Here is a 16,071-nt window from a genome sequence, read left to right as displayed (position 1 = left end):
CTCGTATCCGACCGCTGGCAACCTTATTCTCGGCGGCAGGCGAAGCTCGCGCGCCTGCCACCGATTGCCGTCAATCGATCTTCGGGTTGAGCAGGGCGTCGATCTTCGGCTCAGCCATGTTGGCCTTGGTCACCAGATTGGCGCCGGTATCGACGTTGGCCTCGACCTTCTCCTTCTTCGAGACAGCAAGCGCCGTCTTCACGCCATCATAACCCATGCGGTAGGGATCCTGGACGACGAGGCCGGCCAGCACGCCTTCCTTGAGGAAACCGACGGTCTTCTCGTCGCTGTCGAATCCGATCACCTTGATCTTGTCGCCGAGCTTGTTTTCGGCAATCGCCTGGCCGACGCCCTGCGCCATGATCAGGTTGGAGGCAAAGACGCCGACGAGGTCCGGATTGGCGGTGATCAGATCGGTCATCATGTTGAGGCCGGTGGTTGCCTGGCCATCGGCATATTTGTCGGCCACGACCTTGAAGCCCGGATATTTCGTCTTGACCTGATCGAGGAAGCCTTCGCGGCGCTGATCGAGAGACCCTACACCCGGCAGGTTGGTGATGATGGCAATCTCACCCTCTTCCTTTCCAGTCATTCCCTTGATGGCAGCAGCGAGGCCGTCAGCGGCGATCCTGCCGCCCTGGACGTTGTCTGTCGTCAGGAACGAGGAGAAAGCCTTGGAATCCGCGCCGGAATCGATGCCGATGATCGGAACCGATTTGGCAGCTTCGTCGATCGGCTTGCCCAATGCCTTGAACTCGGTCGGCGAGATCACGACGGCGGCCGGCGATCCGGCAACGGCGTTCTCAAGAATAGTGATCTGACCGTTGATATCGGATTCGGCCTGGGCCCCGAGTTCGGGAACGTTGACGCCGAGATCCTTGCCGGCCGCGCGTGCGCCGGCCAGCACGATCTGCCAGTAGAAGGACGTGGTATCCTTGACGATGATCGGGATGGTGACATCTTGCGCAAAGGTCGTGACTGGCGCCATTGTGGCGATCATCGCCGCACCGGCCAAGGCGGTGAAGGCACGGCGGGAAAGAATGTGCTGGGTTATGCTCATTGGGTTTCTCCTCTCAGTGCACCTCGTTCCACCTTATGGAGATCAATTCACCGGGTGCTTGCGGATCGATCTTTTATCGATAAAAAACATATCGAAACGCTAATACAACACTGTCCGCTTTGCAAGCAGTCGTTGCTGCGATTTGCGTGACTGCACTGTCTCCTCCGATAGCGCGTTTCGATATGTGAAATCCGGGGCCAAGTCCGAAAAGGGCGCCGGCCCAGCGTCGTCAAGCATCAGGCCCGAACCGCCTCCGACCCGAGCTCCGGCGCCACAAGCGTGTATGGCTCGAAGGCCGAAAAATCGGCCTTCGACATTCGGTGCCGCAGCGCGTCCATATTGCGCCTCAAGCTCTCCGGTTTCGCTGTGCCGAGCAGGACCGAGGCAACCGCCGGATTATCGAGCGGAAACTGCATGGCGGCAGCGGCGAGCGGCACGCCACGCTCCCGGGCAATGCGCTCCATTGCCCCGACCTTTTCGCGGACCTCGCTACTCGCTGGCATGTAGTCGAAATGTGCGCCATCGACCGGGCCGGTCGCAAGGATGCCCGAATTGAACACACCGCCGACGATCAGCGACGTGTTCTTCGTCTCGCAGAGCGGCAGCAGTTCGGCGACGGCGGAACGATCGAGCAGCGTATAGCGGCCTGCAAGCAGGATGCAGTCGATGTCGGCGCGGCGCATCACATCCAGGCAGACCGGGACCTCGTTGACGCCAAGCCCATAGGCGGCGATCACACCACCAGCCTTCAGTTCCTCCAACGCCCTGAGGCCGGAATCCAGGAGTTGCCTGAGATAGACGGCATTGGGGGCGGCGCCATGGGTGTAGACGCCGATGTCGTGGACATAGAGAATATCGATGCGATTGAGCCCGAGGCGCGCATAGCTGATTTCCACCGAGCGCATGATGGCGTCGTAGCTGTAATCGTAACTGACGTCGAAGTTCAGCGGTTTGACGTAGGAATAGTCCGGCACCTCGCCTTCAGGCACGGGATGCAGCAGCCGACCAACCTTGGTGGACAGCACAAACTCGTCGCGCGGCTTATCCCGCAGGAAGTCGCCGACCCGGCGCTCGGCAAGACCGAGCCCGTAATAGGGCGCGACGTCGAAATAGCGCAGGCCGGAGCCCCAAGCCGCGTCCAGCGTTTCCATTGCCGTGTCGCGCGTGCATTCGCGGTAGAGCCCACCAAGGCCGGCGGCGCCGAAGCTGTATTCGGTCACCGACAGGTCGGTCCGACCGATCTTTCTCGTCTGCATTCCCAGTCTCCTCCCTCGGGATGCGCAAGATCACATCGTCAGAGTGTCGCCCCGAGATGCCAGGGCACGAATTCGTTGTCGCCGTAACCGAAAAGCTCGCTCTTGGTCTTCTTTCCTGAAGCGGTATCGATGATCAGATCGAAGATCTCGCGACCGAGCCCGGCAATCGTCGCCTCGCCGGATGCGATCACGCCGCAATCGATGTCCATGTCTTCTTCCATCGCCCGGAAAAGCGCAGTGTTGCTGGTCAGCTTGATCGACGGTACGGGCCGACAGCCGAAACAGCTGCCGCGGCCGGTGGTAAAGGCGATGACATTGGCGCCGCCGGCCACCTGGCCGGTCGCCGACACCGGATCATAGCCGGGTGTATCCATGAAGACGAGCCCGTGCTCGGTGACGCGTTCGGCATAGCCGTAAACGGCATTGAGCGGCGAGCGCCCGCCCTTGGCCACAGCACCCAGCGACTTCTCCAGAATGGTCGTCAAGCCACCGCGCTTGTTGCCCGGCGAAGGATTGTTGTCGAGCGACGCGCCGTGCAGCGCGACGTAGTTTTCCCACCAGGCGATCAGCCCGTCGAGCTTTACGGCAACCGCCTCGTTGGCGGCACGGCTGCGCAACAGATGTTCGGCGCCGTAGATTTCCGAGGTTTCGGACAGGATGGCGGTGCCGCCGGCAGCCGCCAGAAGATCCACCGCCGCTCCCAGCGCCGGGTTGGCGGTGATACCAGACAGACCGTCAGAACCGCCGCACTGCAGACCGACGATGATTTCGCTGACCGGAATGGCGACTCGCCGCTGCCTGCCGACTTCCTCGGCGATTTCATCGAGGATGCCGAGCGCACGCTCGACCGAGCGTCGCGACCCACCGGCCTCCTGGATATTGAAGTGGCGCTTGTCCTGCCCGGCTCCGCTCTGCCCGTAGAGCGTCAACTGGTTGACCTCGCAGCCGAGCCCGACCATCAGCACGCCGCCGAAATTGACGTGGCGCGCGTAGCCCGCCAGGGTTCGGTGCAGGTTCATCATGCCGTCGCCGGTCGAAGACATGCCGCAGCCCTGGTCGTGGACAATCGGCACGAAGCCGTCGATGCCATCGTATTTCGGCAGGATGTGCCTGTTGGCCTCCTCGGCGATTGCCCGGCAGACCGTGGTGGAACAGTTCACGCTGGCAATGATGCCGATATAGTTGCGCGTCGCCGCCCTTCCGTCTCCGCGCCGATAGCCCAAGAAAGTGCGTGCGCTATCGGCAGCACTCGCCTCTTCCGGCGCGCCTTGTGGGCCGATGGCCAGGCGATCCTGATCGAAGGAGAGATTGTGGGAATGGACATGCTCGCCGGCGGCTATGTCGCTGGTGGCGCGTCCGATCGCCTGGGCATATTTGACCACCGGATCGCCCGCATGAATTGGCCGTATCGCGACCTTGTGCCCGGGATCGATCTTCGTGACGGTGCGCACGCCGCCCGGCAGGGCCTCGCCGGCAGCGATTGCCAGCGTCGCCACGACCACATTGTCCTCAGGAGCCAGAAGGATTGAAGACGGCACAGCCACTCTGAATTTCTCCGTGAAGACTATTGCGATTTCGAGAAGGGTCCATTTGTCTTTTATCCACAATAGACAGATTGTCGTCAATGGGTATTATGCGGGAAGGCAAGCGCCGGACGAACAGCGCGCGCGGACACAGCGGCAACACGGGAGAAAACGTCATGACTGTCTTACGAGAGACGAAGACAAGTGCGCGCCGGCAGGCTAGATCGGCGGCCGACGAAAGCTGATCTTTCGTTCAGCGGCTCGTCGCCCGCACAACCCCAACCGCCCGGATCCTGGCAATGGCTAAGCAGAACACCGTCTTCAAGGATGCCTATAACCGTTGCCTGAAAGTGCTGGCGGAGACATCCTCCCTGCCCTCCGAGCCGGAACTCGGTCAGGTGCTCGGCGTCAGCCGGACGACCGTGCGTGCCATTCTCGGCCGCTTCGAAGAGGCGAAGCTGATCACTTGGGACAAGCGCAAGAAGATCGTGCTGCGCCAGCCGCAGCCGGATGACTATTTCCCGACAGAGGAAACGGATTCGCTCGCTGAGATCATTGAGCGCAGCTTCATGCGCCGGATTCTGGCCGGCGGCGCCGAGCCGGGCATGCAGATCAACGAACTGGAACTGGCGCGTGAGATCGGCACCGGCACCACGAGCGTGCGGGAATTTCTGATCCGCTTCAGCCGGTTCGGCCTGATCGAGAAGCGACCGAACAGCCACTGGATCCTGAAAGGCTTCACCCGCGAATTTGCGCTGGAATTGACCGAGATCCGCGAGATGTTCGAGCTTCGCTCGGCCGCAAGCTTCGTGGCGTTGCCCGACAGCCATGCCGCCTGGCAGGAACTGAACACGATCGAAGCCCTCCACCGCGAGATCCTCGCCGACATCGACAATCGCTACAAGGAATTCTCCGAGCTCGACGAGCGCTTCCACCTGCTGGTGCACAAGTCGTCGAGCAACCGCTTCATCGTCGATTTCTACGACATCATCTCGATCGTGTTCCACTACCACTACCAATGGAACAAGACCAACGCGCGGCAGCGAAACGCGCGCGCGTTGGAAGAACACCTTGTCTATATCGAAGCGCTGCGGTCGCACGATCCCAAACGCGCCGAGGAAGCCTGCCGGCGACATCTGCGCTCGGCACGCGAGACCCTTTTACAATCCATTCCATAGCCAGCTACCGGAAATCGCCATGAAGACACCGTTTGTGCAGTTTGGGACGAGCCGCTTTCTTCAGGCGCATGCCGATCTCTTCATCAGCGAAGCGCTCGAAAGGCACGAAGCGCCGGGGCGGATCACGGTGGTGCAGACGACCGGCTCGGCCGAGCGGTCGGGACGTCTGGCGGCATTGAGGCAGCCCGATGGTTACCCCGTGGTGATCCGTGGCCTTGTTGACGGCAAACCGGTGGACAAGGTCAAGCGGGTGACAAGCATCGCCCGCGCGCTGTCGACTGATGACAACTGGGATGCCGTTTGCCATGTCGTGGCGGACGAGGCCGAGTTCCTGATCTCCAACACCGGCGATACCGGCTACGACATTTCCGACGACGACCTGTCGGCGCACCTGGCTCGGTCTTTTCCCGGCAAACTTCTGCTGCTTCTGAAAGCCCGTTTCGATGCGGGCGGCCGGCCGCTCACCATCCTTCCCTGCGAACTGGTGTCGCGCAATGGCGACGTGCTGAAAGCCATCGTGCTGAATCTCGCGCGCGAGCGGCTGGACGACCCTCGGTTTTCGGAGTGGCTGGCAACTAGGATAATCTGGGCCAATACGCTGGTCGACCGGATCGTCTCCGAACCGATCGATCCCGCCGGCGCCGTAGCGGAGCCCTACGCTTTATGGGCGATCGAAAGACAGCCGGGACTAACGGCGCCTTGCGAGCACGCATGCGTGCTGCTGGTCGACGACCTCACTCCTTACGAAAAGCTGAAGCTTCATATCCTCAATCTCGGCCACACGGTGCTTGCGGATATCTGGCTGAGGCAGGGGCGCAATCGCGATGAAACAGTCCGGCAGATCCTCGCCGAGGCTGACATCGCCAGGCAGCTCGAGGATATCTACCGGCAGGAGGTGGTGCCTGCCTTCGCGGCGAAGGATCTCGGACCGCAGGCAAGCGCCTATGTCGCAGCAACGCTCGACCGCTTCCGAAACCCGTTCCTTGACCATCGCCTCGGCGATATCGCCAACCATCACGCCGAGAAGGTCAGTCGACGGATTGCCGACTTCCGCCGCTGGAGCCCGGCCATTGCCATGCCGATGCTGGGCGCGATCTGCGACTAGCGCGTTTCCGGTTTGGACGGTGTCGCGGAAACGCTCTATCTTTTACGCAGTTCCTTGCGGGAAAACTGCCGGCGCTTTGTCCTGAAAATACTTCAGTAGCCGGATTCCAGTTTGCCGGACTGCTGACCCTGCTCGCCGGAAAACTCCTGGCGCAGCACCTGTGTCGCCCGAACCAGGGATGTGACATCGGTGCCGATTGCCATGAAATCGGCGCCGAGATCGCGGTAATCGCGTGCCTGCGCCAGATCGAGCGTCATGATGCCCCGCGCCTTTCCGCCTTTCTCAATGCGCGCGAAGGCGTCGATGATTGCCGCCCGTACCTCCGGATGCCCTGGGCTGCCGAGATAGCCCATATCCGCGGCCAAATCGGATGGCCCGATGAACAGGCCGTCGACGCCATCAAGAGCGGCAATTTCGTCGATCGCGGCCAGGCCCGCACGGCTCTCGATCTGCAGAAGAAGGCAGATCTGGTCGTTTGCGGTGTGGAGATAGTCAGCTATCCGGCCGAATTGCGATGCACGCGCCAGTGCCGCGCCGACGCCGCGGATGCCATGCGGCGGATAGCGGGTGGCGCGAACCAGCTCTTTCGCCTGCTCGACGCTTTCAACCATCGGGATCAGCAGCGTTTGCACGCCGACATCGAGGATCTGTTTGATGAGTGCGGTATCGCCGACGGGAAGGCGAACGATCGGGTGGCTGGCGGATGCCGCCACTGCCCGGAACTGGGCCGAGAGAAGCGGCAGGTCGTTGGGCGCATGCTCGCCGTCGATCAACAGCCAGTCATAACCGCTGCCGGAGACGATTTCAGCCGCATAGGGGCTCGCCAGCGCGACCCAAAGCCCAAGCTGAAAACGCTGCTCACGCAGGGCGGCCTTGAAAGGGTTGGTCGGTGCCGGCATCGCGTCATCTCCTCTGTTCACGACTGCAACCTCTGTACCGGCAAACAAAAAAACCGGCCAGAGCTTTCCGGCCGGTTTCGCGATCAGATTGTATCAACGTGCAAATACGTCAGGCGATGCCACCCAAGCAGACATATTTGATCTCGGTGAATTCCTCGATCCCGTACTTCGAACCTTCGCGGCCGAGACCGGAGAGCTTGACGCCGCCGAACGGCGCTTCCGCCGTGGAGATCAGGCCGGTGTTGACCCCGACCATGCCGTATTCCAGCGCCTCGGCAACGCGGAACACCCGCGCCAGATCCTTGGCATAGAAATACGAGGCCAGGCCGAATTCGGTGTCGTTGGCCTGCTCGATCACGTCAGCCTCGTCCTTGAAGCGGAACAGCGGCGCGACCGGACCGAAGGTTTCCTCGCGGGCGACGGCCATCGCCTGGGTGACATCGGCCAGAACCGTCGCCTCGAAGAAAGTGCCGCCGAGCGTATGGCGCTTGCCGCCCTGGATCACGCGAGCGCCCTTGGCGGTGGCATCGGCGATGTGCTCTTCCACCTTCTCCAGCGCCGCCTTGTCGATCAGCGGGCCAAGGATGACGCCCTGGTCGAGACCATTGCCGATCTTCAGCTTGGCAACGGCCGCGGCCAGCTTGTCGGAGAAGGCATCATAGACCTTGTCCTGCACGTAGATGCGGTTGGCGCAGACACAGGTCTGGCCATTGTTGCGGAACTTGGCGATCAGGGCGCCTTCCACTGCCGCGTCGAGATCGGCATCGTCGAAGACGATGAAGGGCGCGTTGCCGCCGAGTTCCAGCCCGAGCTTCTTGATGGTGCCGGCGCTCTGGCGATAGAGCTCGGCGCCGACCTCGGTCGAGCCGGTAAAGGTCAGCTTGCGCACCACCGGATTGGCGGTCATCTCGGCACCAATTTCGCGGGCCGAGCCGGTGACGACGCTGAAGAGGCCCTTCGGCAGGCCGGCGCGCTCGGCAAGAACGGCGATGGCAAGGGCGGAGAACGGGGTCTGCGAAGCGGGCTTCAACACCATGGCGCAGCCGGCAGCAAACGCCGGGCCAGCCTTGCGGGTGATCATCGCATTCGGGAAGTTCCAAGGCGTGATCGCGGCGACGACGCCGATCGGCTGCTTCATAACCATGATGCGCTTGTCCGGCTGATGGCCGGGGATCAGGTCGCCATAGATACGGCGCCCCTCTTCGGCGAACCATTCGACGAAGCTGGCGCCATAGACGATTTCGCCGGTTGCCTCTGCCAGCGGCTTGCCCTGTTCGAGCGTGAGGATGCGACCGAGATCGTCCTTGTTCTCGATCATCAGTTCAAACCAGCGGCGAAGCGCGCCGGCGCGATCCTTGGCGGTACGGGCAGCCCAACCCTTCTGCGCCAGACGCGCCGCTTCGATCGCAGCCTTCGTCTCCTTGCCTCCAAGCTTCGGCACGCGCCCGACAAGTTCACCCGTTGCCGGGTTCACTACATCGATCGCATTGGCAGCATCCGCTTCGATCCATTCACCACCAATCAAGGCAGCCTGGCGAAACAGTGACGGGTCCTTAAAAGTCATCGCGCGTCCTCTCTCAGAAAAATCTACAGAACTTATACAACTTTTTTATCGAGCTCGACAATCACCCGAAACACCGTTTCTGCATATTCCGTCAGGGCGTCGGATCGGGCCGACAAAAGGACCGACGAGCCGAGCGCAAATCCGGTTTCATCGCTCCCCGATCCCATGTAGCGTCCGCAGCGAATCTCGCCACCCTTCCCGCTCTGCGGCGGCAACTGCCGTAGATTGCGACTCCTCCCAAGGGATTCCCGATACGATAAAAGAGGTATGTTCATGACGGAAAGCAACCACAGAACCGCCGACCACTCGATCGATACGATGTTCCTGAAACGCTGGTCGCCGCGCGCGTTCACACAAGAGGAAATCGGCGAAGAAGACTTGCTCTCGCTGCTCGAAGCCGCCCGCTGGGCGCCCTCGGCGAGCAACAACCAACCCTGGCGGTTCGTCTATGCCCGCCGCGGCACCGGGCATTTCGCGCGCCTGCTGGATATTCTCAACGAGAGCAATCAGCGCTGGGCGAAGCATGCCGCCGCGCTGGTGATCATCATCTCCAAGACGCACACGCAGGCGGCCACCGGCGAGATGCGGGCAACCTACACCCATGCCTTCGACACCGGTGCTGCCTGGTTCAGCCTCGCGCTTCAGACAACCGTTGCCGGCTGGCACGCGCATGCGATGGCCGGTATCGATCGCGACAAGGCGATGACCAGCCTTGGCGTTCCCGAGTACTACCGGGTCGAGGCGGCGGTGGCGATCGGCCGGCTTGCCGACCCTTCGACGCTGCCGGAGGATCTGCGCGAGCGAGAAAAGCCGAGCCAGCGCAAGCCGCTTGCCGAACTGGCCTTTGAAGGCCGCTTCAAGGCCGAATAAAAAAGAAAGATCCCGGTGCCTTGCGGTACCGGGATCTCAAGAAGCGAATAATTGTATCTCGATCAGATGTCGAGGTTGGCGACGCTCAGCGCGTTTTCCTGGATGAAGTCGCGGCGCGGCTCGACCTCGTCGCCCATCAGGCGCGAGAACAAGCCGTCTGCGTCCGTCGCGTCGTTCACCCGAACCTGCAGCAGCGAGCGCACGTTCGGATCGAGCGTCGTCTCCCAGAGCTGCTCGGCATTCATCTCGCCCAGCCCCTTGTAGCGCTGCATCGACAGACCCTTGCGGCCAGCCGCAAAGATCGCATCCAGAAGCGCGCGCGGACCGCTGATATCTTGTGCGCCATCACGGCGGCGGAGCACCGGAGGTGCGGAGTAAATTTCCTTAAGCTTCGATGTCAGCTGGTCGATATGACGGGCGTCGGACGAGCCGATCAGCGCCATGTCGAGGGTAGCGACTTCCTTGACGCCACGAACCATGCGTTCAAGCTTGAGGCCGCCTTCGGTCGTGACCGCTCCGCTCCAGCCGCGTTCGGTCTCTTCGGCAATCACGTCGAGCCTGCGAGCCACTTCGGTCGCGACCTGCTCGTACTGTTCGCGCTGGCCGTTCAGTTCGACATTCAAGGCGCCGGCAATCGCTGCCTGTTCGACAATCGAGCGATTGTAGCGCGAGTGAAGACCATCCATCAGGTTACGCACGCGCAACGCGTCGTTGATGACCTCGCGCAAGTCCTGGCCGGCGCGGACCTCGCCGGATGCAAGCTGAAGCGTCGCTTCCTCGAGACCCATGGAGATCAGGTAGTCTTCCAGCGCCTGCTCGTTTTTCAGGTACTGGGCGGACTTGCCGCGGGTCACTTTGTAAAGCGGTGGCTGGGCAATATAGAGGTGGCCGCGCTCGATCAGCTCCGGCATCTGCCGGAAGAAGAAGGTGAGCAGCAGGGTGCGGATATGGGCGCCGTCGACGTCGGCGTCCGTCATGATGATGATCTTGTGGTAACGCAGCTTGTCGGCGTTGAACTCGTCCTTGCCGATGGATGTGCCGAGCGCGGTGATCAGCGTGCCGATTTCCTGGCTCGAAAGCATCTTGTCGAAACGCGCCCGTTCGACGTTGAGGATCTTGCCGCGCAGCGGCAGGATCGCCTGGTTTTCGCGCGAGCGTCCCTGCTTGGCCGAACCGCCTGCCGAATCGCCCTCCACCAGGAAGACTTCGGACTTTGCCGGATCGCGTTCGGAGCAGTCGGCGAGCTTGCCCGGCAGCGAAGAGATGTCGAGCGCGCCCTTGCGGCGCGTCAGTTCGCGCGCCTTGCGCGCCGCCTCGCGGGCGGCGGCCGCTTCGACGACCTTGCCGACAAGGATCTTCGCGTCGGAGGGATGCTCCTCCAGCCAGGTGCTCAAGGCTTCGTTGACCAGGCTCTCGACAACCGGACGGACTTCCGAGGAAACCAGCTTGTCCTTGGTCTGCGACGAGAACTTCGGATCCGGCACCTTGACCGAGAGAACGGCGGTCAGGCCTTCGCGGCAGTCGTCGCCGGTCAGCGTCACCTTTTCCTTCTTGGTGATGCCTGACGTTTCGCCATAGGACGTGATCTGCCGGGTCAGCGCGCCGCGGAAGCCGGCCATGTGCGTGCCGCCGTCGCGCTGCGGAATGTTGTTGGTGAAGCAGAGCACGTTCTCGTGGTAGCTGTCGTTCCACCACATCGCGACTTCGACGGTGATGCCGTCCTTTTCGCCACGGATCGAAACCGGCTTCTGCACGAGCGGCTTCTTTGCGCGGTCGAGATAGGCGACGAAGGCTTCGAGGCCACCGTCATACATCATCTCGTCCTGACGTACGTCCGAATGACGCTTGTCGGTCAAGACGATGCGTACGCCGGAATTCAGGAAGGCGAGTTCGCGCAGGCGGTGTTCGAGCGTGCCGTAGTCGAAGTCCGTCTTGGTAAAGGTCTCGGTGCTTGGCAGGAACGTCACTTCGGTGCCGGTATCGGTGCCGGCGTCGCCGATCACCTTTAGCGGGCTGTCAGCCACGCCATGGGTGAAGCTCATCTCATGGATCTTGCCCGCACGGCGGATCTTCAACCGCAGCATGACGGACAGCGCGTTGACCACCGAAACGCCAACGCCGTGCAGACCGCCCGAAACCTTGTAGGAATTCTGGTCGAATTTACCGCCGGCGTGGAGCTGCGTCATGATGACCTCAGCCGCCGAGACGCCCTCTTCCTTGTGGATGTCGGTCGGGATACCGCGGCCGTTGTCGGTCACCGTCACCGAGCCGTCGGCATTGAGCGTCACCGTGACGATATCGGCGTGGCCCGCGAGCGCCTCGTCGATCGCGTTGTCGACCACCTCGTACACCATGTGATGCAGACCGGAGCCGTCGTCGGTGTCGCCGATATACATGCCCGGCCGCTTGCGTACGGCATCCAGGCCCTTCAACACCTTGATGGAGTCGGCACCATATTCGGCGGCGGCGCCGGTATCGGTTTCAGGAATATCGGTCATTCGGCTTCGGGTCTTTCCAGGTTCTTCGGACGTAGTGATTCGTTGCGAATCACGTCTCGGACGCCTCGCGGACTATAGAAAATTTGTCCACGGTTCCAAATCCCGGACCGCGCGTAGCGGCCGGAAAACAGCTGTTCATCCCCTGTCATTAGCAGGAAATGTGGCTTTTTCCAAAACATCTTCCAGGGCGCGGATCGTGTCGATGGACAAATAGCGGATTTGCCCGCTCAAGCGGTTGGCAAAGGCCGTGTATTCCGGCGCGAGCCCCGACGTATCCAGCATCACTTTCGGCGCAGAGACCTGGGCGATCTGGAACAATTCCTCGGCATCGTCCCAGATGACGTTGAAATAGCCGGCCACCCTTTGCAGAAAATCGAAGCTCGGCGCGCCGCGCTTTCCATGCTCTAGCGCCGAGAGATAGGCGGCCGACACGCCGATCGCCGCGGCCATCTGCTTCTGCGACACCCCCTTCTTGCGCCGCAACGCGCGCACCGCCACGCCAAAAGGGGTCACGTCGCGCTTCCCTTGCTGCGCGCCAGGCGGACATAAAGCGCGCCATCGCCGCCATGATTGCGGGCCGCGGGTTCGTAGCTTGAGATCAATGGCCGGAACTCCGGCAGCGAGAACCAGAGCGGCACGGCGCGCTTCAAGGCGCCGTCGCTGCCGATCGACGTTCCCTTGCCGGTGATGACAAGAACGTGACGCAGCCCGCGCTCATGTGCTCTCAGAAGAAAATGCAGGAGGAAGCCATGGGCTTCGCTCTGGATCATGCCGTGCAGATCAATCCGCGCTTCAAGCGCTAGGTGGCCCTTCGACAGCTTGCGCTTGACCGGTTTTTCAAGCGGATAGTGGTGTCGGCCGTTCGGGGTCTTGCTAAGGGCAATTCCCTGCTGGTCGTCGGCACCACTGGCCGAGGCCGTGGCCTGCGGCTTTTGCGGCTCGTCCTTGGGCTCGGCCGGAACATCCTCGCCGAGGAATTCCCTGAGATCGTCGAGACGGCCCGGCATGGGCCTGGCCGTGCGTGCCACCTTTCCCCATAGAATCCGCTCTTCGGCCGAAAGCTTCTTGCCCCTAGCCATTGCCGTATCTTGCCGCAACCGCACTGGGGATGAAGATGTAGAAATCGGCTTCGTTGCGAACCGCACCCGCAAGCTCCCCGGCCCTGTCACCGGATCCGGTGAAGATGTCGCCGCGGGCAGGGCCGACGATCGCCGATCCGGTGTCGAGCGCCAGCATCAGCCGTCGAAACGGCTGTCCGGCATCAAGACGTGTCAGGCTCTCGCTGGAAATGAAAAACGGCACGCCGAAAGTATGGATCAGCCGATCGACTGCAAGCGAGCGTCCCGGCTCCAACGAAACCTTGGCGGCAGCGACCGGACCCAGCCGCTCGTCTTCGACGTCTGCCTCGCGGAAGAATATGAAGGAGCGATTGTGCCAAAGCACCTCGTCGACCTTATCCGGATTGGCGGCGAGCCAACCCCGGATGCTCATCATCGAAACGGTGGCAGCATCGATCTCGCCACGATCGATCAGCAGCTTTCCGATCGGGGAAAAGTAATGGCCGGTCTTGGCGGCGTAGGTGATGCGCCGGCGCGAACCGTTGGGATAGACGAGCCGGGCAGCTCCCTGGACGTGGACGAAGAAGACGTCGACCTTCGATTTGGCATAGGCGATCTCCAGACCGCGCCCCGCCAGAAAGCCGTGCTCGATCGCACGACGGTCGGGATACTCGCCGACCACGCCGTCATGCAACCGGCCGAAGGCGAAATAGGGATCCATATCTGCCGGCCGGTTGGTGTCGTCGACGTCGACGAGATCGATCGGGCGCCGGTAGATCGGGTAGCGGAACGTCTCGTCCGGTGTCGCCCGCACGTCGATCTCGGGCTCGTAGAACGCAGTCACGAAACCGGTCCTGGTCGTTTCCGGCCGGATCCTGAAGGCAACGAACTGTTGCTCGAAGAATGCGCGGGCTGCAGCCGCGTCGGGGACATCTGCGCCTGCGGCCGAAAGGGCGGGCATCAAATCATCGACGGAAATGCCAATCGAACCGGTGCGATAAGGCTTTGCCGTCGAGACATGGTGGTGACAGCGGCGCAACGCTTCAATCACCGCAGTCGGATCGTCGTCCTGCCACCCCGGTAGATCGGAGAAGGTGACAGGCTCAAGTCGAAACGTCATGGTCGCCCCTTCCGATCAGTTTTCGGATTCGGTAGCGATCAGCTTCCAGTTCGGATCACGCGAACGAATGTCGCGCGAGAAAGTCCAGAGATCGTTGACTTCGGCCACCGACTCCGCGTCCCCATCGATGATGACACCCGCTTTGTCGTAGGTCGCCGAGATCAGCTGGCTGACAATCCGGATCGTGATGTTTTCTTCGCTGTCCTTGACTTCGGCGTGGACGATGTCGGCCTTCTCGATGCCGACGAAGGTGGATTTGACCACCTCGCCCTTGCGTTCGCGCTCGGCAATCGCAGCGTCGAAGCCCTCATAGACCTCGCGCGACAAAAGGTTCTTCAGCGTCTTGCGGTCGCCGTCGGCAAAAGCCATGACGATCATCTCGTAGGCCATCTTCGCCCCGTTGACGAACTCCTTCGGGTCGAAGCCGGTGTCGGCGTCGGTCAGCGAACGGAGCTGATCGTTGAGCGGCGTCCCCACCTTGGCGAAGGCATCGATCGCGGCATAGCGGGCCGAATCGTCCTCGACATTGTCGCGGCGCGGCAGCTGGACGACCTTGCCATTGTCGGCCTTTTCGGGCCCCTGGCTCATGTCTCTCGGTGAATAGGGATCAAACGGTGGCCGCTCGCTGCCGGTTCGGCGACCGAGAACGCTGCGCAACTGCAGGAAAATGACCACTGCGGCGATCAAGAAAAAAAACGTGATGAAGTCGAAAGAGCCCATTTCCACCTGAAACCGCTGTTAGAATTTCTCGTAGCTATTCCATATAGTCCGCAAGGATAGATCATTCAAACAGCGTTGTCGCACCCTTAGATCGGAGGTGACGATGCGAAGACCGTTTCAGGCACCGCTAATGCGCTCATTGTTAATTCCCCTGGTCGTTCTTGGACTGCCCCTTGCCGAGATTGCCGGCTTCGTCATCGTCGGCCGCGAAATCGGCCTGGCGATGACATTGCTGCTCGTTCTGTTGAGCGGGATCGCCGGCGTCGTCCTGCTTCGCGTCCAGGGTTTCGCCGTCATCAGGCGTGTGCAGGAGGCGACGCGCACCGGCAGCGATCCGGGCCGCGAGGTCCTCGGCGGCGCCTTGATGTTCGTCGCAGCCCTGTTGTTGATGGTGCCCGGCTTCATCAGCGACATCTTCGGTCTGCTTCTATTTGTGCCGCCTGTCCGACAGGCCGTGGCCGGCTATCTGAGGTCAAGAATGACGATTGTAACCGCTGCCTCGAGCCAGTCCTGGCGCGGACCGAGCCATACACCGGAAGAGCGCGCCCAACCGCGCGTCATCGACCTTGGCGAAGGCGAGTTCTCGAGGACCGATGATGATGAGCAAAACCCGCCCGAAGAGCGCCGGCGGCAATAGCAAAGGCCTGTGGCGCAGGGTTGTAAGCCCTATGACGAAATGCTAGATGGCCTCACCGAATTGAAGTCGAGGAAACCCTTATGACGACTGATACCGCATCCAACGGCAACGGCAGCGCGCAGCAGAGCCCGTCGCTCAACATCCTCGCCCAGTATGTCAAGGATCTCTCGTTCGAGAACCCGGGCGCACCGCGTTCGCTGCAGGCCCGTGACAATGCGCCGTCGATCAACATCAATGTCAACGTCAACGCCAATCCGCTCGCCGAGAACGATTTCGATGTCGTTCTCTCGCTGAACGCGGAAGCGAAAGACGGCGAGCGCGTTCTGTTCAACGTCGAGCTCTCCTACGGCGGCGTTTTCCGTGTTGCCGGCTTCCCGCAGGAACACATGCTGCCACTGCTCTTCATCGAGTGCCCGCGCCTGCTGTTCCCGTTCGCGCGCCAGATCGTTGCCGACGCGACCCGCAACGGCGGCTTCCCGCCGCTGATGATCGACCCGATCGATTTTGCCCAGATGTTCGCCCAGCGCATGGCCGAAGAAAAGGTCCGCTCTCAGGTGGCAACCGAGACCGCCAACTGATTTCC

General features: G+C 61.7%; 15 protein-coding genes. 5 read left to right on the top strand and 10 right to left on the bottom strand.

What is annotated here, in order from left to right:
• Positions 1-70 precede the first annotated feature (70 nt).
• The 3 genes from ABIE33_RS08805 to ABIE33_RS08795 all read right to left on the bottom strand — a co-directional run bounded on the left by ABIE33_RS08805 (position 71) and on the right by ABIE33_RS08795 (position 3,860).
• Positions 71-1,060 (bottom strand): ABC transporter substrate-binding protein, encoded by a 990-nt coding sequence (locus ABIE33_RS08805; protein WP_429123936.1) that lies wholly within the window; start codon positions 1,058-1,060, stop codon positions 71-73.
• Positions 1,061-1,296: 236 nt separating this feature from the next.
• Positions 1,297-2,316: an aldo/keto reductase gene (locus ABIE33_RS08800; RefSeq protein ID WP_429123935.1), complete on the bottom strand. Its 1,020-nt coding sequence runs from the start codon at positions 2,314-2,316 to the stop codon at positions 1,297-1,299.
• Positions 2,317-2,354: 38 nt separating this feature from the next.
• Positions 2,355-3,860, bottom strand: coding sequence for a UxaA family hydrolase (locus ABIE33_RS08795; protein ID WP_429123933.1), 1,506 nt, complete (start codon positions 3,858-3,860; stop codon positions 2,355-2,357).
• Positions 3,861-4,138: 278 nt separating this feature from the next.
• On the opposite strand from ABIE33_RS08795, the gene ABIE33_RS08790 reads away from it, so the two are divergent.
• A complete protein-coding gene (locus tag ABIE33_RS08790) occupies positions 4,139-5,017 on the top strand; it encodes an FCD domain-containing protein (RefSeq protein ID WP_429123931.1) in 879 nt (292 codons plus the stop codon).
• Positions 5,018-5,036: 19 nt separating this feature from the next.
• Entirely contained in the window at positions 5,037-6,122 is a 1,086-nt protein-coding gene (locus ABIE33_RS08785; protein ID WP_429123929.1) for a mannitol dehydrogenase family protein, read from the top strand.
• A gap of 92 nt (positions 6,123-6,214) precedes the next feature.
• Here the strand turns inward: ABIE33_RS08785 and hpaI are convergent, their stop codons facing one another.
• Both hpaI and gabD read right to left on the bottom strand, forming a co-directional pair.
• Complete coding sequence (gene hpaI, locus ABIE33_RS08780) at positions 6,215-7,021, bottom strand: 4-hydroxy-2-oxoheptanedioate aldolase (protein ID WP_429123928.1); 807 nt, start codon at positions 7,019-7,021, stop codon at positions 6,215-6,217.
• Between the two features lie 109 nt (positions 7,022-7,130).
• On the bottom strand, positions 7,131-8,585 hold the full coding sequence (gene gabD / locus ABIE33_RS08775; protein ID WP_429123926.1) for an NADP-dependent succinate-semialdehyde dehydrogenase: 1,455 nt from the start codon (positions 8,583-8,585) through the stop codon (positions 7,131-7,133).
• A gap of 273 nt (positions 8,586-8,858) precedes the next feature.
• Here gabD and ABIE33_RS08770 point away from each other — a divergent pair, with 273 nt between their 5' ends.
• Positions 8,859-9,455 carry a nitroreductase family protein gene (locus tag ABIE33_RS08770; protein WP_429123924.1) on the top strand — a complete coding sequence of 199 codons (597 nt, stop codon included), beginning with the start codon at positions 8,859-8,861 and terminating at the stop codon, positions 9,453-9,455.
• A gap of 62 nt (positions 9,456-9,517) precedes the next feature.
• On the opposite strand, the gene gyrB is transcribed toward ABIE33_RS08770, so the two are convergent.
• From gyrB to ABIE33_RS08745, 5 genes are all read right to left on the bottom strand, one after another.
• Entirely contained in the window at positions 9,518-11,953 is a 2,436-nt protein-coding gene (gene gyrB, locus ABIE33_RS08765; RefSeq protein ID WP_429123923.1) for a DNA topoisomerase (ATP-hydrolyzing) subunit B, read from the bottom strand.
• 135 nt (positions 11,954-12,088) lie between these two features.
• Positions 12,089-12,466, bottom strand: coding sequence for a helix-turn-helix domain-containing protein (locus tag ABIE33_RS08760; protein WP_429123921.1), 378 nt, complete (start codon positions 12,464-12,466; stop codon positions 12,089-12,091).
• On the bottom strand, positions 12,463-13,032 hold the full coding sequence (locus tag ABIE33_RS08755) for a Smr/MutS family protein (protein WP_429123919.1): 570 nt from the start codon (positions 13,030-13,032) through the stop codon (positions 12,463-12,465). Before ABIE33_RS08755 ends, ABIE33_RS08760 begins: the two co-directional genes overlap by 4 nt.
• Positions 13,025-14,131: a murein transglycosylase A gene (mltA, locus tag ABIE33_RS08750; protein WP_429123917.1), complete on the bottom strand. Its 1,107-nt coding sequence runs from the start codon at positions 14,129-14,131 to the stop codon at positions 13,025-13,027. The genes ABIE33_RS08755 and mltA overlap by 8 nt, the downstream gene beginning before the upstream one ends.
• A gap of 15 nt (positions 14,132-14,146) precedes the next feature.
• The gene (locus ABIE33_RS08745; protein ID WP_429123915.1) at positions 14,147-14,851 is read right to left on the bottom strand and encodes a Tim44/TimA family putative adaptor protein; all 705 of its coding nucleotides are present in this window, start codon (positions 14,849-14,851) and stop codon (positions 14,147-14,149) included.
• A 130-nt stretch (positions 14,852-14,981) separates the two neighbouring features.
• Here ABIE33_RS08745 and ABIE33_RS08740 point away from each other — a divergent pair, with 130 nt between their 5' ends.
• Positions 14,982-15,488 (top strand): FxsA family protein, encoded by a 507-nt coding sequence (locus tag ABIE33_RS08740; RefSeq protein WP_429123914.1) that lies wholly within the window; start codon positions 14,982-14,984, stop codon positions 15,486-15,488.
• Positions 15,489-15,568: 80 nt separating this feature from the next.
• Entirely contained in the window at positions 15,569-16,066 is a 498-nt protein-coding gene (secB, locus tag ABIE33_RS08735; protein WP_429123913.1) for a protein-export chaperone SecB, read from the top strand.
• Positions 16,067-16,071 lie beyond the last annotated feature (5 nt).

This window comes from Ensifer sp. 4252 (assembly GCF_050434565.1).
Classification (GTDB): domain Bacteria; phylum Pseudomonadota; class Alphaproteobacteria; order Rhizobiales; family Rhizobiaceae; genus Ensifer.
This window is presented reverse-complemented; position numbering and strand designations above follow the sequence as displayed.